The following is an 18047-nucleotide window of genomic DNA, read 5'->3' as shown; positions in this document are numbered from 1 at the left end:
AATCAGCTATCACCGTAAATCTCGTCGATGTCGTCGGCGAAGCGGTCGAGAATCGAGCGGCGCTTCTTCTTCATCGAGGGCGTGAGAAGGTTGTTATCTGCCGTCCACTCATCAGAGACGAGTCGGAACTGTTTGATCCGGGCGGCCTTCTCGAGGTCGGCGTTCACACTTTGAATCTCCTCGTCGATCCACTCGTGGACGCGGTCATCCTGGCAGATAGCGCGCTGATCGTCCGGCAGGTCGATCCCCTCTGAGTCGGCCCACTGGCGGACCTGCTCGAAGTTCGGGACCACGAGGGCGGAGACGAACTTCTGTCCGTCGCCGACGACCATGATCTGCTCGACGCGGTCGGACGTCGCAAATTCGTCTTCGATCGGCCCGGGCGCGATGTTCTTGCCCGTGTCGAGGACGAGGATCTGTTTGATCCGATCCCGGTAGGTGAGGTAGCCGTCGGCGGTCTGCTCGATGACGTCGCCGGTGCGGAACCAGCCGTCTTCGGTGAAGACGCGCTCCGTCGCGTCGGGCTTGTTCCAGTAGCGCTCGAAGACGTTCGGCCCCTTCAACAGGAGTTCGCCGACCTCGCCGTCGGCGTCGGTGAACTGCTCGGGACCGACGACCGAGGTGTCGATCTTCGTCTCGACGTCGGTCACGGGCGGGCCGAGCGTCCCGGGTCTGATGTCCTCGGGCGGATTTACCGACACGACGGGTGCCGTCTCGGTCAGGCCGTACCCTTCGAGAATCGGGATCCCCAGTCCGAGGAACAGTTCTGCGAGATCCTTGCTGAGACTGCCGCCGCCGCTGACCATGAACTCGATGTTGCCGCCGAGTCGCTCCTTGACGGTGCTGTAGACCAGTCTGTCGGCGAGACTGTGTTTGAATCGCAGTCCGGCTCCGGGATTCTCGGCGCGGGCGTACTGTTTGGCGACGTCGATCGCCCAGCTGAAGATCGAGCCCTTGAGGCCGCCGCCAGCGGATTCGCGCATCGAGTCGAAGATGCGCTCGTAGATTCGGGGGACGCTCGCGCCGACCTGCGGCTGGAGTTGCTGGATGTCCTCGGCGATCGTGTCGGTGCTCTCGGCGTAGCCGACGCAGGCCCCCGAGGCGAACATCAGGAAGTGGCCGGCCGTTCGCTCGAAGACGTGTGCCAGCGGCAGAAACGAGATGGTGTCGATGCCGGGTTCCAGTGCCGGCACCCCAGCGGGTTTGTCCGGCCGCTCGGCCATTCGTTTGCGATTCTGATTGACGTTCGACCGGATGTTCCAGTGGGTCAACTCGACGCCTTTCGGCTCGTCTGTGGTTCCGGAGGTGTAGATCAGGGTCGCCAGATCCTCGCGATCACGGGCGTCTATCCAGGACTGGTAGGTCTCGATGTCGAACGCCTCGGCCCCCATCTCGTGGACTTCTCCGAGCGTGTAGACGGCCTCGTGGTCGCTGTCGACTTCGTCGATGGCGACGATGAACTCCAGGTCGAGGTCGTCCTCGACTTCCAGCAGTGTGTCCAGCAGCTCCTGATTCTCGACGACGACGCCGGTCGCGCCCGGATCGTCGAGCAGATACCTGACCTGCCGTGGCGAAGATTCGGTGTAGACAGTCGTGACGACCCCACCAGCCGCTAGGAGTGCGAAATCAGACAGCGCCCACTCCATCCGCGTACTCCCGTAGATCCCGACGCGGTCTCCCCCCCCTACCCCGAGTTCTCGGAAGCCTGCCGCGAGGTTGTGAACGAACGACTGCATCTCGCCGTAGGTGATCGACCGATACGTTCCGCTCTCGACGCCTTCGGTCGGTAACTCCGGCAGTGAACGGTCGTAGACACCGACTTTGAACCGCTGTGCGTTTCGGTTTTTGTTTCGCTCGACCGTCGCCTCGAACATCGCTGGCAGCGTGTCGTCGCCGATGATCTCGTCGTTGTACCCCTGCTCTTCGGCCAGCGAGAACCCGCCTGTCATATCCACCCTGTTCGCATTGCTGGTAAAAAATAACTAGGAAATAGGAAACGAGAAACGGAACGTGCGTTTATCCAGTCATTCGAAGCTGATAATCCGGTTACTCGATGTCGATACGGTGGCCGCTTTCGGTCAGTTCGGCCCTGGTGGGGAGCGTGATTTCGAGGACGCCGTTCTGGTAGGTCGCAGTGAGAGCCTCGACGTCGATGTCGTCGGGGACGGTGATGCGGTCGAAGACCGCGCGGCTGCGGTAGTGGCTGTCCTCGTCGACCTCGTGGGTCGCGCTGATCTCGACCGTTCCCTCCTCGAAGGTGAGGTCGATCTCCTCGCGCTCGAAGCCCGGGAGGTCTGCGAGCACGACGTAGGCGTCCTCGGTCCGCTCCATCGTGAGGTTGAGGTCCGTCTCCTGGCCGCCCCGGACTGTGGGCCAGTCGAAGGTGTCACCACGGAACTGGTCGAAGAAGCGGTTCATCTCGTCGAATGGGGTTCGTCGGGTGTTCATTATCCACCCCTCTATTGGTCGCCTGAGATATATATCCTTGTAGGGAGATGTGTTACCAAATAGCCGGGTCGGGAGTCGATGAAGGGGTGATGCGACGGTTCAGACGATGTTGACGTAGGGAATCGGGACGACGAACTGCCCGCCGCCCTCGCGGTAGTCGGCCTCGTTCCCGAGGATGGCGTCCTTGTAGTTCCACGCGAGCAGGAAGGCGTATTCGGGCGCATCTTCGTGGAAGACGTCGGGCTCTTTGACGGGGATGTTCATCCCGGGCGAGTACGTTCCCTGCTTGGCTGGTGTGGTGTCGATGAGATAGTCGAGTGTTTCGGGCCCGATATCGCAGTAGTTCAGGAGGGTATTTCCTTTGGCTGGTGCGGCGTAGCCGACGATCGCGGACCCGTCTTCTCGGAGGGAGTCGAGGAGACTGGTGATCCGTTCGCGCGTGCGCTCGACCTGGTGGGCGAATTCGTCGTAGGCCCTCCGATCGTCAAGCGAGAGCGCGAGCTCCAGGCGTCGGTAGTCGTCGACGACGCGCTTCGGTGCTCTGTCGGCCGACTCTCGCTGGATGTGGACGCGGATCGTCCCGCCGTGGACGGACATGCGATTGATGTCCAGCACTTGCATGTCGACCTGCTCGACCAATGTCTGGAACGCCCGGATCGAGAAGTACGAGAGGTGTTCGTGGTAGATCGTGTCGAACTGGTTGTTGCTCAGCAGATCCACGAGATACGGGACCTCTACGACGAACACGCCGTCGGGCGCGAGCAGCGTGTCGATCCCTGTCATCAGTGCGTGCAGGTCATCGATGTGGCCGACGACGTTGTTGGCACAGATGGCGCTGGCCTCGCCGTAGTCCTCACGGATCGACGCGGCGAGATCGGGGCTGAACAGCGAAGTGACGGTCTCCACGCCACGTTCTCGGGCGGCCTCGGTGACGTTGTCTGCGGGATCGACGCCGAGCCGTCGGATGGACTCGTCGAACTGGCTCAGCAGGACGCCGTCGTTGCAGCCGATCTCTACCACGAAGTCGTCGGCTTCCAGGTAGCGCTGTTCGACCGCGTCGGCATAGGCGCCGAAGTGATCGAACAGCGGCCGCGACGCCGAGGAGAAGTACGGATAGTCAGTGAAGAGAATCCCGCTGTCGACCGTATGGGCGAGTTGGACGTGGTCGCAGGCTTCACAGACCACGACTTCGAGGGGGTAGGCCGGTTCGTCCTCGTCGGGGTCGTCGACGAACGCGTTGGCTGGGGGCTGGTCGCCCAGATCGAGGAACGAGTAGAGTGCGTCGGATTCGCAGACGCGGCAGTGCTCGATCTCACGGCAGGCTTCGTCGGGCATATACCTTCGACTCTCCTGGGACTGTATTCAAGGTTTGGACATTCAAATTTGTCGTGTCGCACTGTCTAGAAGGCGACGAGGACGCCGACAGCCGCGAACAGTCCCGCCCCGACCGCTGCTGCGACGACGGCTATCAGTTGAAGCCCAGCACCGATAGCGACGGCCCCGACGCCGAGGGAAGTCACACCGAACGCACCGCACGCGAAGGCGGCGCGATACTCGCGAGTGGACGGCTCGGCAGCCAGTCCGATGTAGGTCCCCGTCATCGCGGCCATTCCGAACCCGATGCCCACCGGAATCGCGATCACGACCGGGTTCGGGAGCAGACCCGTGAGTGCGGTGGCGACGCCGGCGACCACCAGCACGAAGACAGCGATTCCCGTCGCCGTCGCCATCGCCGCGTCGAGCCAGCCCATCGATCAGGTGTTCTCACGGCACTACTGTATGTCTGTCGCCGAGTCGTATCCCGGGCGGGAAGGGCACTTATAGATTGGCCACCGAGTGCCTGTATGGCCGCCTGTGCCGAAGACGGCTGTGACGCCGAGGCCGTCGTCGAACTGCACATCCCGTGGGCCGAGAACCGCCTGGTGTGTGCCGGGCACGCCCGGACACTCGCCCGACAGGACGGCGTCGTCGCCGACCCGCTCGACGGCCACGAAGACGCCTGGCCATGATCTCTCGAGGATGGATCACGACCTACATATCAGCAGAAAAACACACGGGCTCGCGAGTAAATATGTGCAGTTAAGTACGGCAAGGACGATACGCCGATAGAATGGCCACATACGCAGGGGTCGACCTGGGTGCGACGTACGTCCGTGCCATCGTCGGCGACGAGACGGGCGAGGAGCTCGGGTCGCACAAACAGCAGACGCCGCAGGGACCGACCGGTATCACGGTGACCGAAGCCGTCCTGGAGACGCTTCGGACCGCGTGCGAGGAGGCAGGAGTCGAACCGATCGAACTCCGCAGCGTTGGGATTGGCTCTATCGGCCCGCTGGATCTGGCCGACGGTGCCGTCGAGAACCCCGCGAATCTGCCCGATTCGATCGACCGCATCCCGCTGGTCGGCCCCATCTCGAACCTCGCCGAAACCGAGGACGTCTACCTCCACAACGACACCATCGCCGGCGTCATCGGCGAGCGCTTCCACAGCGATCGCAACCCCGATAGCATGGTCTATCTCACGATCTCGACCGGGATCGGTGCTGGCGTCTGTGTGGACGGCCACGTTCTGTCGGGCTGGGACGGCAACGCGGGCGAAGTCGGTCACATCACGCTCGATCCGGACGGATTCATGGAGTGTGGCTGTGACAAACCCGGTCACTGGGAAGCCTACTGCTCGGGCAAAAACATCCCCCGGTACGCCCGGGCACTCTATCGCGAGGAAGACTGGGAGACGGACCTCGACGTGCTCGACGACGATTTCTCGGCAGTCGACATCTACGAGAACGCTGGCGAGGACGAGTTTGCGGATTACGTCATCGAACGCGTCACCGACTGGAACGTCCAGGGGTTCGCGAACGTCATCCACTCCTATGCGCCGCTAGTCATCTACGTCGGTGGCAGCGTCGCGATGCACAACGAAGACCTCGTTCTCGACCCCGTTCGCGAACGGCTGGAAAACCACGTCTTCGTCAACATGCCCGACATCAAGCTCACGACCCTCGGCGACGACGTGGTCCTCAGGGGTGCGCTGGCGAGCGCGCTCACCCAGGGAACTGGCGATCGGAACCGGCTCCGGCACTGACCGTACTGCGCTCGCACCCGACTATTTGCGTTTCAGCCAGCGATCGAGACATTCACGGATCGCAGCACTGCGATTGCCCCGGTGATCCGTGAACGCGACGTCGTCCAGCGCCTCCAGGGTCTCCTCGTCGAACTCGATCGAGACGGCTTCCATATCGAGGAACTTCTCGTCCATCACACACAATCGAGTGTCCGAGAGGGCTATATATGTTCGTCAGACGTGCGTCAGCGCCCAGGGCTTGCCGGTCGCTTTTTGTCAATCCACGTCGAATCTCTGGCCATGAGCGATCTGGACGTGACCGGGGAGTTCGACGTCCACGAGTATCGCGAGGGGTTCAAACTCCTCAAGGAGACCCGCGAGACGATGCACCTGGAAAATCGGGCCGGGTTCGCCTGCCCAGCCTGCGGCAAGCCCTTCGAGCGCCTGTTCGTCAGCGAGAAACGAACGAACACGTTCCAGTCACCACCCGGGCCGTTCTGTCTGGCACGCACTCCGAGTCAGACGTTGCTGTTCACACATTGAACTCAGTATCCTGGCCGCGACGACGGGATCGCGAGTTTTAATCGTACAGACTCCATTCGTGGCGGTAGACGGATGGCGACGTCTATCTCCGATCTCACGGGCGGGCTAGTCTCGAAACCCCTCGTCGAGTACGACTGGTGGAAACACCACATGGCGTTTCTGGTGGCTGTCTTCTTCGTCGTCCCGATGATCCTCACCTTCTACGCAGGGTTCAGTCCGGTCTGGGACTACTTCGGCGTCGAGTGGATCGTCCGGTTCGCGGTCAACTGGCTCCTGCGACTGATCGCCGTCCTCGTCGTCGTAGCGTGGGTCGGGTCGCTCATCGGGTACTACTTCGACGCCCGGTATCTCGAATCGGTCGATGCCGACTGGTCGCCCCACTGGATGCTATATACGGCCGTTCACGTCATCCCCGTCGTCGGCGCGTTTATCGCCGTCCCCATCTACGTCCTCCAGCGGATGCGCCACGTCGGCCTGCCGATCTTTACCTGAGCCGGGCGGTACCCATGCTCAACGGTCACGCCGTGTCGGTGTCGGGAAGCTGCTCGACATACTGCTTGACGATCTTCTCTTCGGCCCTGTGTAACGTCTCGCTCGCGGTCGATTTCGCGATGTCGAGTTGCTCGGCGACGTCCGTGAGCGAACACTCTCGCGGGGTATCGTAGTAGCCCGCGTCGGTCGCCTCCACGACGAGTCGTCGCTGTCGCTCGGTCAACAGCGGTTCCTCGGCGACGTGTTGCTGAATGTAATCGACGGTGAACGAGATATCGAACACCTCCAGTTGCTCGCCCAGTGCCGATAGCCGTTCCTGTGGGGCGGTCACCTCCCAGACTGCCTGCCCGTCGCTTATCTCGAACGGCATCTCCAGGGGGATCCCCGAGTCCCGTGCCGGAAACAGGAGCAACGGCATGGACGTCTGGAACTGCACCAACGCCTCGTCGCCGTCGCGCTGCAAAAGATCGATCTGGGTCACCGCCTCGTACTCGCTCATCTCCGTGAGCACACTCGGCAGGTCCGCCGCGATCACCTCCGCGAGGCCGACACCACTGTCGGCATCGTTCGACAGCGCGGCCAGCACCCGTATCGTCGCTTCAGGGTGCTGGCGCGTGAGTTTGCCGATCCACACCTCCTCTGGAACCGTCAAGGTCAGTTTCGCCCGGGGCATCGTTCCTGTCGAACGTGTTCGGGATTGATCAGCCCTATGATTTTCCCGAACATGTTCGAACACCCTTCTGGCCGAGAGGCGAACACGTTCGGGCAAACACACACCAGGTGGCACCTCGAAGCGTCGACGATGGCAGAGACCAGACTCGACCTGCGTGACGTCCCGCCGCCGCAACGACACCCGAAGATCCAAGCCGCTTTCGAGGACCTCGATAGTGGTGAGTGTCTCACGATCGTCAACGATCACGAACCGACGCCGTTGTACTACGAATTCAAGGCCGAAGTCGAGTCCTTCGACGCCGAGGAGTATACCGTCGAACAGCGCGACGAGCAGACGTTCGTCGCGGAACTGCCCAAGGAATAACGTCCCGGGGCTTCCCGTTCTCACTATGGAATCCATCACACTCAGTCACGTCGTCGACGCACCGCCGTCTGCAGTTAGGGATGCGATCGCCGATGTCGAGCCGTTCATGCGAGCGGCGGGCTTCGACGAAGTGCAACTGGACGGCGACCGTCTGGCAATCGCCAAAGCCGTCGGTCTGCTCAAGATCTCGCTGTCACTGCGGATCCTCGACGAGCCCGACGCGGTCCTCACCTACGAGCAGGCCGAGGGCATCTTCGAATCGATGATCACGAGGTATACGGTGACGGACGAAGACGACGGGGCCGAGGTGACCGTCCGGACCGAATTCGCACTCGACGTTCCCGGCGGATCGATCCTCGACGCGACGGTGATCAAGCGCCAGCGGCGCAAAGAGATCGAGGGGCAGTTCGACTACCTCGACGAGGCGCTCGCCTAACCACACTCGTCACCGCCACGTACCGTTACGATCACTGACATTCGCAGGTATATTTATCACACACCCGCCTGTAACTCCGCTGGATGGCCCTCACCCCCCACCCCCCAGGGAGGGAGCGCCGATCGTGGTCGCCAGCGTCGGAGCGGAACCAGCGGACGATCCACGGTCGAGTGAACCGGCCGCCACGGCAGCGGTTCGACGGTTCTCGGAGCTGCTCGACGATGAACGGTGTCGTACTACCATCTACACCGACGCCACGGCACTGCTCCGTGCTGTCGACGGCGACGACCTGGGCCCGGAGTGTGTGCTGCTCGACGACACCGCTCAGGATGTGGCCCCACTCCAGATCGCCGCACAGATCGACGCTCACGACCCCGAGTTGCCGGTCGTACTCTGGACGTCGCAGGCCGACACATACGAGCCAACAGCGGTGCTCGAGGCGGGAGTCGATAGCATACTGACTCCGGCTCGGCTCGACGACGACAGCGTCCGTGAGACGGTCCTGAACGACGCACGCCGCTATCGCCAGCGCGTCGCGGATAGACAGGACGCCAGCCTGCTGGAGACGATGCTCGATCGCCTACCGGTCCACGTCTTCGCGAAAGATCGGTCCAAACAGTACGTCCGAGCGAGTTCGGCACGCTACGATCCGTCGCGGTTGCTCGGGCGGACCGACGTCGAGATCTGGCCCGAGCGTGAAGCGGGTGATCGCGGTCAGGAGTCCTTCCGGCGAGTGCTCGAAGACGGTGAGACGATCCGCAACGAAGCGGCGTTCTGTCCGGTCGAAGACGGCTGGTTTCTCGTCTCGAAGGTCCCGTGGATCGACAGCGACGAGATCGTCGGCGTCGCGGGGCTGGCGATCGACATCACCGACCGAAAACAGCGCGAAGAGGAGTTGCAGGCGACGACACAGCTGCTGAGTACGATCGTCCAGACCTCGCCCGCGGCGATCGTCGTCCACGACACGACGGGGACGGTCCAGTTCTGGAACCCCGCGGCAGGCGAGCTGTTTGGCTGGACGGCCGACGAGGCGATCCGCGAACCCTACCCGCCGTACGTGAGCGAGGAGACCCGCGATGAGTTCGAAGCAATTGTCGCGTCCGTCCTCGAAGATGGATCGATCGGCCCACGCGAAGTGCGCCGACAGCGGCGGGACGGCCGGTGGCTCGACCTACAGCTATCGGCGGCCGCGCTTGACGACGAGAGTGGCACTCCCTCTCGGATCGTCAGTGTGCTCACCGACGTCACCGATCTGAAAGAGCGCGAACGGCGTCTCAAACGGCAGAACGACCGCATCGAGCAGTTTACCCGTGTATTAGCCCACGACCTCCGCAATCCGGTGCAGGTGATTCGGGGGCAACTCGACCACGGAGAGGCCCACGATTCCGAACTGGTCGAGCGCGCGCTGAACCGGATCGAGGCCATCGTCGACGACGTACTCTCGGTGGCTCGATCGGAGCCGCTGGTGACCGAGACGACTTCGATCTCCCTGCAGGCTGTTGCAACGGACGTACTGGAGCAACGCGATACGGAGGCAGTCACGCTGACAGTCGACGGCGACTGCAGGTTGGCCGCCAACCGTGCCCGACTCCACCGCTTGCTCGATCACCTCTTCGAGAACACGATCGAACACGGCGGCGATACCATCACTGTCGGCTGTCTCGACGACGGCTTCTTCGTCGCCGACGACGGCCCCGGTATCGATTCCAGACACAGCGAGCACGTCTTCGAACCCGGTTACTCCACCGAGCCGACGGCGACTGGCTTCGGGCTGAACGTCGTCCGTGAGATCACCGAGGCCCACGGCTGGACGGTCGAACTCTGCGAGACGGAGACGGGTGCGCGCTTCGAGATCACCGACGTGGACCGACTCGACAGCTAGTCCGCGGACTCGGGAACCTCGAATTCCTCGGCGGGCATCGAGCCGTCGTACCCCTCAGGCACGTACGCACAGAGTGGGTCACTCTTCAGTGGATCTCCAGTGTAAGCGTAGGCCCGCGAGCGACTGCCGCCACAGACCTGCCGGAACTCACAGGCCCCGCACTTGCCTTTCAGGTTGTCCTCGGCGCGCAACTGTTCGAACAGCCGCGAACCGCGATAGATATCGACGATACTGCGCTCGCGGACGTCGCCCGCCGAGTGAGGGAGGAACCCCGATGGATAGACCTCGCCGGTGTGGCTCACGAACGCGAAGCCGTCGCCCGCGCGAATTCCAGTTCGGCGGCCGATCTCATCGTTCGGTTTCGCCCCTGTCGCGGACTCGATTTTCTGCTGGAGGGCGACCCGGCGGTAGTGCGGGGCTTCGGTGGTCTTCACGCCGAATCGCTCCTCGTCGGCGACGTCCAGCAACCACGCCATGACGTCCTCGGCGCGCTCGGGTGAGATGGGATCGAGGATCCGCCCGCGACCGATCGGCACGAGGAAGAAGACGCTCCACAGCACGGCCCCGAGATCTGCGGTCAACTCACGGATCCCCGCCAGGTCCTCCACTGTGGACTGGCAGACGGTGGTGTTGATCTGCAGGGGGAGGCCGGCCTCGCGGGCCGCACGAGCGGCTGCCACAGTCTGTTCGAAACTGCCGTCCTCGCCCCGGAAGTCGTCGTGCGACGTCGCGTCCTCGCCGTCGATGGAGACGGCGAGCCGCTTGAGACCGGCGTCGGCGAGGTCCTGGATCTTCTCGGGTGTCAAGGAGTTCGTCCCGCTTGGCGTCATCGTCATCCGGAGGCCCTGGTCGGTCCCGTACTCGACTAGCTCCACGGCGTCATCGCGCTTGAGCGGGTCGCCGCCCGAGAGCACGACCAGTTGGCCCGCGCCGAATTCGGCGGCCTGATCGAGCAGTCGCTTGCCCTCTTCGGTCGAGAGTTCGCGCGGGTGGCGCTGTGGTTCGGCGTCGGCCCGGCAGTGATCGCATTCGAGATCACAGGCCTGGGTGAGCTCCCAGATGAGGACGAACGGTCGCTCGTCGGTGTCGATGTCTCCCGGCCGCATGTTCACTCCTCCACAGCATGTTCGTCGTCTCCGACGTGTGCCCGGACGACGTGACCACCGCACCCACACTGCTCGACGTACTCCAGCGTGACGCCTTCGCTACGCCTCTCGATGGCGTCGTAGAGGAACGTCTCGGGATGGCCCAGGTCGCCGTGCGTGACGAGATTGACGTGATTGCCGGCGGTCGTGTGTTCGATGGCTTCGACCGCCTGGGCCACGACGAGATCGGGGTCGTCTGCGTGTTCTGGCTGTTCGAGATTCGCGGACCAGGAGTTGTCGTGGACCCGGTCAGTCACGGGCGCGGCGTCGTGGTCGTGCTCGGCGTCGCTCATAGGCGAGTATTGGACCCCCGCAACCCTCTGCTCGGCCCCCTACATGTTCGGGTCTCTTTTCGTCGGCTGGGAGCGATCACACGACAGGTGGAAAAACGAGTCGGTGGCTCTGCTCAGACGAGCGTCGCGTCCAGCCGGATCTCCGCGCCGGCCAGGACCTTCGACACCGGGCAGCCCGCCTTCGCTTCGTTGGCGATTTCGAGGAACGTCTCCTCGTCGATGTCAGGTACGTTGCCTTCGAGGGTCAGCTGGATCCAGTCGATCTCCAGAGCCTCGGGGTCGAGGTGGACTTCAGCCTCGACGTGGAGTTCGTCGGCTTCGAAGCCGTTCTCGTCGAGCGCGTTGCCCAGCGCCATCGCGAAACAGCCGGCGTGGGCCGCGCCGATCAGTTCCTCGGGGTTGGTGGCGTCGCCGTCCTCGAAGCGGGACATGAACGAGTAGGGGCCCTCGAACGCGCCGCTACCGACGGCGAGATCGCCGCTTCCCTCTTTGAGATTGCCGCGCCAGGTCGCTTCCGCATTTCGTGTTGGCATAGCAACTGAACGGTCGGCCCTCGACCACTAAGAGGTTGGCCAACGTGCGCGTTCTGCCGCTAGCGGATGGTGTTCGGGACCACCCTGAAGAGGGTGGCCGCCGAATACGGCCGTCGTGACTGCCGAAACTGTCTCCCGCGGGAGTCGGGCGTTCGTCGCCGCCGGCGCGTGCTGGCTCGTCGTCGGGCTCGCCGCCGTGCTGGCCGAGCTTCCGCGCCGGACCGTCGTGGTCGCGCTCCTGTTCGGCTTCGTCCTCCACACCGTCTTCGGGAAGGCCTACTCGCTCCTGCCCGCCTATTTCGACCGCGAAGTCGCGTTCGCCTGTGCCCCGCTCGTCCAGTTTCCGTTCACCCTCGCGGGGACTGCACTGCTCGCGCTCGACGGGGTGCGATTCGTCGACGTCCACTGGATCGGCCAGGCCGGCGCAACCTCGTGGGTTCTCGGCGTCGCAGTCTTTCTCACGACGCTCGGCTGGACGCTTCGGGGCAATCTCACGGGCGCGGCAACGGCCACCGGTGAGGCCAAGGCCGACCGCCGGTCCGTCGACAGGCTCGCCAACGCGTTCGTCCCGCTCGCGTTCCTGTATCTCGCGCTCGGGAGCTACGCCACACTGGCGAGTGCGAGCGCCCTCCCACTCGTCTTCGACGGCTATCCGCCGCGGGCGAGCCACCTCCTTGCGGCCGGGACCGGCGCGCTACTCGTGTTCGCCATCGGATTTCGACTCCTCCCGCGATTTCTCGTCGCCGACCCGCCACGGCCCCTGGTCCCGATCGTCCTCGTCGCCGGCGCACTCGCCCCGATCTGTGTCGCTGCCGGCCTCCCCTCCGGGCCGCTACTGCACGCCGGCGCCGGATTGCAGGCCATCGCAGTCGCCGGCTTCGCCGTGAGCTATCTCGTCTTGTTCGTCCGGTCGCCGCGCGAGCGCGTCGGTTTCTACGGCGTGCTCGCTGGCGCGCTCTTTGGTCTACTTGGCGTCGGACTCGGGCTCTGGATGGCCGTCGGCGTCCCGCCTGCCGGGGTCGCAATCGCGCACTTCCGCGTCAATTTGGTGGGCCTTCTCGGCCTGACGATCGTCGGCGTCTCCTATCAGTTCTACCCGCCTGCAGTCGGGACGTTCCCCGGTGCTGGAAATCGGACAGCAGGGGTGGCAATCACGCTACTGTCACTGGGACTGCTCGCGCAGGTCGGGGGCTTGCTCGCCGACGTTGCCGCGCTCGCCACTGGTGGTGCAGCCCTCGCGCTCGTCGGCGGCGTCGTCCACGCGGGACTGTTACTCGGCCTGTTCGCAGAGCGCTACGGCGACCGCTAGTCGGTCGCCTCCGTACTCGCGTCGCCCGCCCCCGCCGGCTCGGGACCGAGCGACTCGGGGACGTCCACGTCCCGGATCGGCGGCACGAACGTGTACAGCGCGAGCGCGCCGACGATGAAACACACGCCCAGCGCCGCGATGGCCGCGAGCGGTGTGAACAGATCCGCGAACAGGCCGCTACTGACCCGGAACGGGACGCCTGCGACGGCCCTGATCATCGCGATAGCGGAGATGACCGTCGCCCGACCGACCGATTCGACGTGTTCGTTGATGTAGCGACTGGAGATGGGGAATATCAGACTGTTCGAACCCTTCATGACGAAGAACATCGGGAAGACGGCGACCGGAACGAGCACCGGAACGAGATAGAAGACGGCGATCCCGAGCGGGAGCAACAGCATGGCCTTCTGGACGCCCAGCCACGACTCGATGTCGGCGGCGTGGTCACTGGCGATTGCGGAAACGACCATGAACGAAGCGTAGAAGAAGCCCAGCGTCGCGGGTACTGCGACACCGTACGCAGCCAGCGCTGGCCCGACTGACTGTTCGAGGGTCCGATCGATCACCGGCTGGAGGTACATGTCCGCGGTCATCAGTGCGCCCCAGAACAGCGAGAGGTAGACCACGAACCACCGCAGCTCTCGCGAGGTAATCCGTTCGCGGATCGTCGGCAACGCCTCGACGATCGACAGCGGCCCACCCTCGTCGTCTTCACTCCCCCGGTCGTCTGCGTAGGCGGCGTTCTTCGGCAGGACGAGGACGAACCCGATATTGAGCAGGCTGAACGCGACGGCCGCGTAGAACGGAAAGAACGGATCGACGACGTACAGCAGGCCCCCTGCGATCATCGTCACCGCCATCACGACCTTGTTGATCGCGCTGGCTCGCCCGCTGACGCGGGTGAACTCGTCTTCCATGTCGTGCTCTTCGAGGGTGTCGTAGAGCCAGGCGCTCCCGCTGCCGGAGACGAACGTCTGGCCGAACGACAGCGTCCCGAACACGAACAGAAAGCCCCAGATGTCGGTCGCGAACAGGTAGCCCGCGTTCGAGACCAGAAACAGGACTGCCGCGACGGCGAGGCTGTTCCGCCGGCCGATCCGGTCGCCGACGTAGCCGGTCGGGATCTCACCGCCGACGACGATGACCGACTGGACCGCGCCGATGACCCCGATCGCAGCGAAATCCAGCCCGTTCAGTAGCAGGAATAGCGTATAGATGGGGTAGGTGAACGCCGGTCCGGCTGTGGCGCGATAGAGATAATACTTCAGGACGGTGCGGGAGGCGTCGGGCATGTGTCGATCAGTGCTCGTGGGGGAGGTTTGTATCGAATGCTGTCGGTTTCAATCGTGCTGTTCGAGCCATTCCTCGGCCAAGATTGCGTAGCGGTAGCTGTCGACGTATTCGCCCTCGTAGAAGGTCTCCTTGCGATACCGACCTTCCTGCTCGAAGCCGAGTGTTTCGAGGACGTTCTGGGAGGGTTCGTTCGGTTCGACGACCATCGCCCAGACCTTGTGGAGGCGACGCTCGCCGAAGGCGTGATCCAGCAAGAGCCCGGTCGCTTCGGGGATGTAACCCTGTCCCTGATGTTCGGGGGTGGCCCAGTACATGAGCATCCCGACCCCGTGAGGCTGGTTGACCCAGGGGATCGCGACCTCGCCGACGCGGGTCAGTTCCTCGGTGTCGCCGGTCCGCATCGCCGCGTCGTCGCCGGTGCAGACGAGAAAGACCATCCCGTCGTCGTCGTAGAACCGCTCTTCGAACTGTTCGTCGACCTGCTCGCGATTACGCGGCGAGACGTCCGTCAGCGGTCGCCGGATCGCTTGCTCGTTGCGGTTCTTCTGGAAGAACTCGGCGTCTTCTTCCTCCCAGGTGTGCAGGCTCACGCGCTCCCCCCGACAGAAGGCAGGCCCAGGCATCAGCGATCCCTCCATTCGTCGGCGAGCAAGCCATATCTGCGGACGTCGACGTGCCTCCCGTTCTGGAAGACGGCCTCACGGAACTGTCCTTCCCGGGTGAACCCGAGCGATTCGAGCAATCCGCTTGAGGCCTCGTTCGTGGCCACGCAATCGGCCTGGACGCGGTTGAGGCGCAGTTCTTCGAACCCGTATTCGAGCAGGAGCGAGACGGCCTCCCGGCCGTAGCCCGCGCTCTGGTATTCGGGCAGGATCCAGTAGGCCAGTTCACCCAGACCGTCCGACTCGCGGACGTTCGGATACATCACCGCGCCGACGGTCTCCTCGTCGACGCTCACGACGAACCAGTAGCCGTCGTCGCTGGAGATCGTCTCCTCGAAGAACTCTTCGAGGCCCTCACGGTTCTGTGGAGTATCGATACACAGGGGGATTCTGAGGTCGGGGTCGCTCCGAGCGCGCGCGAACGCGTCGAGGTCTTCCTCCTCGACTGTGTGGAGGCGAACGCGCTCGCCCGACAGGAAGACGGGACCGGGCATGTCCACGTCTTCCAGTGGGTATGAGAAAGCACTTTTGGAGGGGTGTCGGGCGCTCTCACACCCCAGGCCTATCGATCGACCAGCACGACGAGCGCCGTCGTCGGTTCGCCAGCGCGCCCCGAGATCGTCCGTTCACCCTCGAATCGGACGAGATCTCCCTGCTATAGCTCGTAGTTCTCGTCGTCGAGCGACAGTTCGAGCCCTCCCTCGACGACGAAAAACAGGATCTCTGTCCCGGGGTGGTTGTGCTCTGCGATCTGCCCGTCTTCTTCGAGCGTGACTCTAACTGTACGTAGACCGCCCTCGAACAGTGGTTCTTTCTTCGCTTCGGCGGGCGACGCGAGTGACGCTCGTTCGACCATCAGTGAACAGTCAGTCGGGGACGCCCCTCCGGCTGTCGGCGAACGTGTTCGGTCACCGCTCACCAGTGGAGCGGCTGAGACCAGCCGACACTATCACCCGTATCGAGAACGGGCTGTGGCCGCGAAGCACGAGCAGCATATTCGCAGTGAATACGACGAATCCGACAGTGGTGAGCGTGCCACCGAGCGCTATCGCGACGACTGGAAGATCGAACGCGTCGCGAGCGACGAGGACGGCGCCGCCGAGCAGGACCGCCCAGAAGTCGACGGCTGCGAGCCGGCTGCTGTAGAGGTCTTCGACCATCGGGACGCTCTCGAGGCCGATTCGATCACTATAGCGTTCGAGCCACAGCAAGAATGGCACAACGTGATACAGCGAGCCCAGCAGGACGAACGTCAACACGCCGAAGACGAGGACGTTCCGCGCGAGTGGGGCACCGAGCATGGCGTCGTAGGCGAGCGGTCGACGAAGCCAGATCGGCGCGGTGAGCACCCCCCACAGGAGCATTGCGCCCGCGACGACGCTGTAGCGCGAGAGTACGGGCGCCCACTCCGTCTGGGCGTACAGCAGGCGACGAGCGAGGACCACGCCGACTGCGACCAGGCCGGTGACCACCAGGACGCCACCGACGGCTCCAACCGACTCGATCCCCAACAGCCGGCCGCCGACCAGCGACACGACACCGATGGGATAGCTGACCGATTCGACCCGCTGCACGGCGTCGTCGACTGCCGAATCTGGTGCCTGCGTGAATATCTCGCCGAGCTGGTAGAGCGCGCCGACGACGGTCGTCAGGACCGCACCGAAGACGGCCGCCGTCGCGTGAGCCATCCGGAACTGTAGCGGATTCAGCCCCAACTCGACGAACACCATCGGGCGGGCGTAACTCGCTGCCAGGGTCACCCCCATCACCGTCAGCACGACGAACCAGCCGAGCGCAACCGCGAAGTGTATCTCGGTTACATCGGGAGTGTCGATCGCCAGAAGCGTTCGACCGACGTTGTAGACGAACACCCAGAAGCCAGCGAGCATCAGCGCGGCCGGGACCACCAGTAATCGAAGGGGGCCGAAGACGAACACGGCGGCGAACCCGAGCAGGCCTGCCGTCAGGAGGTATAGCTGTACCATAGCCAGCCGATCGGAATGCAAGGCGACCCCCGACCAGACCGGGACGAACTGCGTCATCGCGCCCATGATCGTCACGCAGACCCACCCGGCCAGCAGCAGGTGGGTGTGTGCGAGCATCGCCATGCCTGGGAGGGCGTTCGCACCCGCAGCAGCGCCACTGAAGCCCCCCAGCAGGAGAAAGCCGATCCCGACGAGAAAGTGCGCCATCGGGATCGGGAGGGGAGGCTGTCGATCGGTCTCGATTCCGCTCGGAATCGCGCTCATACGAATGAATTCGACTGTGAGCCTGCTGGGACGTGTCCCGAAGATGTTCGCCTGCGTTCTCGGAGCGCGGGATTCTCATTCCATGGAAAGACCAGGGATATTATATTGGGCCACGTGACGGAGTCTCAAACGAGATGTAATGTCAGCCGCACTCGAAACGTACGTCATCGTCACCAATACCGTGACGCTGCTCTGCGGTGGCACGGTTACGTTACTCGCCCGCCGTGCGTACCACCGCACGCAGTCACCAGCGCTCGGCGCACTCACAGCTGGTCTCGGTCTCGTCACCGCCGGAGCCTTGCTAGCAGGCGGTCTCCACCAGTTCCTCGGCATCGGTTTTGCGACCAGTGTCGGGGTTCAGAGTACGTTCACCGCCGTCGGGTTCGCCATCCTCGCGTACTCGCTGTACGCGCGCTGGGACTCGCGGAGCACGACACACGTCCAGCAGAAACCCTCTGACTAGCTACTAGCCTCCGGCGGGACCCTGATCGAAGCCGGGAGGCAAGCGACGAACAGTCGGCACCTGAGACCTGGTGAGCGCGCACCTGCGCCCTCGGAGAGTACGGTCACGTTTCGAGTAATAAGGAATACATTACAATCGCCTCCGGGACCGCTCGGTTCGATATACAATCTCGGCGAGGTCGGGCCAGTCCTGAGCGACC

The 18047-nt window shown here is 63.7% G+C and carries 23 protein-coding genes; 9 read left to right on the top strand and 14 right to left on the bottom strand.

The window, feature by feature from the left end; translation table 11 throughout:
* Positions 1-2 precede the first annotated feature (2 nt).
* The 4 genes from DV733_RS16260 to DV733_RS16245 form a co-directional block, all read right to left on the bottom strand.
* Positions 3-1949 carry an AMP-dependent synthetase/ligase gene (locus tag DV733_RS16260; RefSeq protein ID WP_049993022.1) on the bottom strand — a complete coding sequence of 649 codons (1947 nt, stop codon included), beginning with the start codon at positions 1947-1949 and terminating at the stop codon, positions 3-5.
* Positions 1950-2046: 97 nt separating this feature from the next.
* Complete coding sequence (locus DV733_RS16255) at positions 2047-2448, bottom strand: Hsp20/alpha crystallin family protein (protein WP_049993021.1); 402 nt, start codon at positions 2446-2448, stop codon at positions 2047-2049.
* A 99-nt stretch (positions 2449-2547) separates the two neighbouring features.
* Positions 2548-3783, bottom strand: a complete 1236-nt coding sequence (locus DV733_RS16250; RefSeq protein ID WP_049993020.1) for a class I SAM-dependent methyltransferase — start codon at positions 3781-3783, stop codon at positions 2548-2550.
* A gap of 65 nt (positions 3784-3848) precedes the next feature.
* Complete coding sequence (locus tag DV733_RS16245; protein WP_049993019.1) at positions 3849-4199, bottom strand: hypothetical protein; 351 nt, start codon at positions 4197-4199, stop codon at positions 3849-3851.
* 93 nt (positions 4200-4292) lie between these two features.
* On the opposite strand from DV733_RS16245, the gene DV733_RS17420 reads away from it, so the two are divergent.
* Positions 4293-4457 carry a hypothetical protein gene (locus DV733_RS17420; protein ID WP_170178715.1) on the top strand — a complete coding sequence of 55 codons (165 nt, stop codon included), beginning with the start codon at positions 4293-4295 and terminating at the stop codon, positions 4455-4457.
* A 101-nt stretch (positions 4458-4558) separates the two neighbouring features.
* The gene (locus DV733_RS16240) at positions 4559-5533 is read left to right on the top strand and encodes an ROK family protein (protein WP_049993018.1); all 975 of its coding nucleotides are present in this window, start codon (positions 4559-4561) and stop codon (positions 5531-5533) included.
* A 21-nt stretch (positions 5534-5554) separates the two neighbouring features.
* Here DV733_RS16240 and DV733_RS16235 read toward each other — a convergent pair whose 3' ends face one another.
* Positions 5555-5707, bottom strand: coding sequence for a ribbon-helix-helix domain-containing protein (locus DV733_RS16235; RefSeq protein WP_079979376.1), 153 nt, complete (start codon positions 5705-5707; stop codon positions 5555-5557).
* A 105-nt stretch (positions 5708-5812) separates the two neighbouring features.
* Here DV733_RS16235 and DV733_RS16230 point away from each other — a divergent pair, with 105 nt between their 5' ends.
* Positions 5813-6055 (top strand): DUF7385 family protein, encoded by a 243-nt coding sequence (locus DV733_RS16230; RefSeq protein ID WP_049993017.1) that lies wholly within the window; start codon positions 5813-5815, stop codon positions 6053-6055.
* A gap of 72 nt (positions 6056-6127) precedes the next feature.
* Positions 6128-6547, top strand: a complete 420-nt coding sequence (locus DV733_RS16225; RefSeq protein WP_049993016.1) for a hypothetical protein — start codon at positions 6128-6130, stop codon at positions 6545-6547.
* Positions 6548-6572: 25 nt separating this feature from the next.
* Here the strand turns inward: DV733_RS16225 and DV733_RS16220 are convergent, their stop codons facing one another.
* Positions 6573-7220 (bottom strand): helix-turn-helix domain-containing protein, encoded by a 648-nt coding sequence (locus tag DV733_RS16220; protein ID WP_049993015.1) that lies wholly within the window; start codon positions 7218-7220, stop codon positions 6573-6575.
* A 129-nt stretch (positions 7221-7349) separates the two neighbouring features.
* Between DV733_RS16220 and DV733_RS16215 the strand changes: the two genes are divergently transcribed.
* The 3 genes from DV733_RS16215 to DV733_RS16205 all read left to right on the top strand — a co-directional run bounded on the left by DV733_RS16215 (position 7350) and on the right by DV733_RS16205 (position 9901).
* On the top strand, positions 7350-7583 hold the full coding sequence (locus DV733_RS16215) for a DUF2249 domain-containing protein (RefSeq protein WP_049994276.1): 234 nt from the start codon (positions 7350-7352) through the stop codon (positions 7581-7583).
* A gap of 25 nt (positions 7584-7608) precedes the next feature.
* Positions 7609-8019: an SRPBCC family protein gene (locus DV733_RS16210; RefSeq protein ID WP_049993014.1), complete on the top strand. Its 411-nt coding sequence runs from the start codon at positions 7609-7611 to the stop codon at positions 8017-8019.
* Positions 8020-8143: 124 nt separating this feature from the next.
* Positions 8144-9901 (top strand): PAS domain S-box protein, encoded by a 1758-nt coding sequence (locus DV733_RS16205; protein ID WP_136342371.1) that lies wholly within the window; start codon positions 8144-8146, stop codon positions 9899-9901.
* Here the strand turns inward: DV733_RS16205 and DV733_RS16200 are convergent.
* From DV733_RS16200 to DV733_RS16190, 3 genes are all read right to left on the bottom strand, one after another.
* The gene (locus DV733_RS16200; protein ID WP_049993012.1) at positions 9898-11007 is read right to left on the bottom strand and encodes a TIGR04053 family radical SAM/SPASM domain-containing protein; all 1110 of its coding nucleotides are present in this window, start codon (positions 11005-11007) and stop codon (positions 9898-9900) included. The genes DV733_RS16205 and DV733_RS16200 overlap by 4 nt on opposite strands.
* 2 nt (positions 11008-11009) lie before the next feature.
* Positions 11010-11339: a CGCGG family putative rSAM-modified RiPP protein gene (locus DV733_RS16195; RefSeq protein ID WP_049993011.1), complete on the bottom strand. Its 330-nt coding sequence runs from the start codon at positions 11337-11339 to the stop codon at positions 11010-11012.
* Between the two features lie 113 nt (positions 11340-11452).
* Positions 11453-11872 carry an OsmC family protein gene (locus tag DV733_RS16190; RefSeq protein ID WP_049993010.1) on the bottom strand — a complete coding sequence of 140 codons (420 nt, stop codon included), beginning with the start codon at positions 11870-11872 and terminating at the stop codon, positions 11453-11455.
* A 115-nt stretch (positions 11873-11987) separates the two neighbouring features.
* On the opposite strand from DV733_RS16190, the gene DV733_RS16185 reads away from it, so the two are divergent.
* The gene (locus DV733_RS16185) at positions 11988-13181 is read left to right on the top strand and encodes a hypothetical protein (RefSeq protein ID WP_049993009.1); all 1194 of its coding nucleotides are present in this window, start codon (positions 11988-11990) and stop codon (positions 13179-13181) included.
* Here DV733_RS16185 and DV733_RS16180 read toward each other — a convergent pair.
* The 5 genes from DV733_RS16180 to DV733_RS16160 all read right to left on the bottom strand — a co-directional run bounded on the left by DV733_RS16180 (position 13178) and on the right by DV733_RS16160 (position 17385).
* The gene (locus DV733_RS16180) at positions 13178-14473 is read right to left on the bottom strand and encodes an MFS transporter (protein WP_079979375.1); all 1296 of its coding nucleotides are present in this window, start codon (positions 14471-14473) and stop codon (positions 13178-13180) included. The two genes, DV733_RS16185 and DV733_RS16180, sit on opposite strands and share 4 nt — an antisense overlap.
* Before the next feature lie 48 nt (positions 14474-14521).
* Entirely contained in the window at positions 14522-15097 is a 576-nt protein-coding gene (locus tag DV733_RS16175) for a GNAT family N-acetyltransferase (RefSeq protein WP_049994275.1), read from the bottom strand.
* Positions 15097-15630, bottom strand: a complete 534-nt coding sequence (locus DV733_RS16170; protein ID WP_049993008.1) for a GNAT family N-acetyltransferase — start codon at positions 15628-15630, stop codon at positions 15097-15099. The genes DV733_RS16175 and DV733_RS16170 overlap by 1 nt, the downstream gene beginning before the upstream one ends.
* A gap of 161 nt (positions 15631-15791) precedes the next feature.
* Complete coding sequence (locus tag DV733_RS16165) at positions 15792-15992, bottom strand: cupin domain-containing protein (RefSeq protein WP_136342370.1); 201 nt, start codon at positions 15990-15992, stop codon at positions 15792-15794.
* Positions 15993-16044: 52 nt separating this feature from the next.
* On the bottom strand, positions 16045-17385 hold the full coding sequence (locus DV733_RS16160; RefSeq protein WP_049993007.1) for a hypothetical protein: 1341 nt from the start codon (positions 17383-17385) through the stop codon (positions 16045-16047).
* A gap of 139 nt (positions 17386-17524) precedes the next feature.
* Here DV733_RS16160 and DV733_RS16155 point away from each other — a divergent pair, with 139 nt between their 5' ends.
* Entirely contained in the window at positions 17525-17848 is a 324-nt protein-coding gene (locus DV733_RS16155; protein WP_049993006.1) for a DUF7521 family protein, read from the top strand.
* The last annotated feature ends 199 nt before the right edge of the window (positions 17849-18047 follow it).

This window comes from Halapricum salinum (assembly GCF_004799665.1).
Taxonomy (GTDB): Archaea; Halobacteriota; Halobacteria; order Halobacteriales; family Haloarculaceae; genus Halapricum; species Halapricum salinum.
This window is presented reverse-complemented; position numbering and strand designations above follow the sequence as displayed.

What these genes read in the sequence shown, in the direction of transcription:
- DV733_RS16260 (WP_049993022.1), bottom strand. Translation starts at nt 1,949, where the DNA reads ATGACAGGCGGGTTCTCGCTGGCCGAAGAGCAGGGGTACAACGACGAG.
- DV733_RS16255 (WP_049993021.1), bottom strand. Translation starts at nt 2,448, where the DNA reads ATGAACACCCGACGAACCCCATTCGACGAGATGAACCGCTTCTTCGAC.
- DV733_RS16250 (WP_049993020.1), bottom strand. Translation starts at nt 3,783, where the DNA reads ATGCCCGACGAAGCCTGCCGTGAGATCGAGCACTGCCGCGTCTGCGAA.
- DV733_RS16245 (WP_049993019.1), bottom strand. Translation starts at nt 4,199, where the DNA reads ATGGGCTGGCTCGACGCGGCGATGGCGACGGCGACGGGAATCGCTGTC.
- DV733_RS17420 (WP_170178715.1), top strand. Translation starts at nt 4,293, where the DNA reads ATGGCCGCCTGTGCCGAAGACGGCTGTGACGCCGAGGCCGTCGTCGAA.
- DV733_RS16240 (WP_049993018.1), top strand. Translation starts at nt 4,559, where the DNA reads ATGGCCACATACGCAGGGGTCGACCTGGGTGCGACGTACGTCCGTGCC.
- DV733_RS16235 (WP_079979376.1), bottom strand. Translation starts at nt 5,707, where the DNA reads ATGGACGAGAAGTTCCTCGATATGGAAGCCGTCTCGATCGAGTTCGAC.
- DV733_RS16230 (WP_049993017.1), top strand. Translation starts at nt 5,813, where the DNA reads ATGAGCGATCTGGACGTGACCGGGGAGTTCGACGTCCACGAGTATCGC.
- DV733_RS16225 (WP_049993016.1), top strand. Translation starts at nt 6,128, where the DNA reads ATGGCGACGTCTATCTCCGATCTCACGGGCGGGCTAGTCTCGAAACCC.
- DV733_RS16220 (WP_049993015.1), bottom strand. Translation starts at nt 7,220, where the DNA reads ATGCCCCGGGCGAAACTGACCTTGACGGTTCCAGAGGAGGTGTGGATC.
- DV733_RS16215 (WP_049994276.1), top strand. Translation starts at nt 7,350, where the DNA reads ATGGCAGAGACCAGACTCGACCTGCGTGACGTCCCGCCGCCGCAACGA.
- DV733_RS16210 (WP_049993014.1), top strand. Translation starts at nt 7,609, where the DNA reads ATGGAATCCATCACACTCAGTCACGTCGTCGACGCACCGCCGTCTGCA.
- DV733_RS16200 (WP_049993012.1), bottom strand. Translation starts at nt 11,007, where the DNA reads ATGCGGCCGGGAGACATCGACACCGACGAGCGACCGTTCGTCCTCATC.
- DV733_RS16195 (WP_049993011.1), bottom strand. Translation starts at nt 11,339, where the DNA reads ATGAGCGACGCCGAGCACGACCACGACGCCGCGCCCGTGACTGACCGG.
- DV733_RS16190 (WP_049993010.1), bottom strand. Translation starts at nt 11,872, where the DNA reads ATGCCAACACGAAATGCGGAAGCGACCTGGCGCGGCAATCTCAAAGAG.
- DV733_RS16180 (WP_079979375.1), bottom strand. Translation starts at nt 14,473, where the DNA reads ATGCCCGACGCCTCCCGCACCGTCCTGAAGTATTATCTCTATCGCGCC.
- DV733_RS16175 (WP_049994275.1), bottom strand. Translation starts at nt 15,097, where the DNA reads ATGCCTGGGCCTGCCTTCTGTCGGGGGGAGCGCGTGAGCCTGCACACC.
- DV733_RS16170 (WP_049993008.1), bottom strand. Translation starts at nt 15,630, where the DNA reads ATGCCCGGTCCCGTCTTCCTGTCGGGCGAGCGCGTTCGCCTCCACACA.
- DV733_RS16165 (WP_136342370.1), bottom strand. Translation starts at nt 15,992, where the DNA reads ATGGTCGAACGAGCGTCACTCGCGTCGCCCGCCGAAGCGAAGAAAGAA.
- DV733_RS16160 (WP_049993007.1), bottom strand. Translation starts at nt 17,385, where the DNA reads ATGAGCGCGATTCCGAGCGGAATCGAGACCGATCGACAGCCTCCCCTC.
- DV733_RS16155 (WP_049993006.1), top strand. Translation starts at nt 17,525, where the DNA reads ATGTCAGCCGCACTCGAAACGTACGTCATCGTCACCAATACCGTGACG.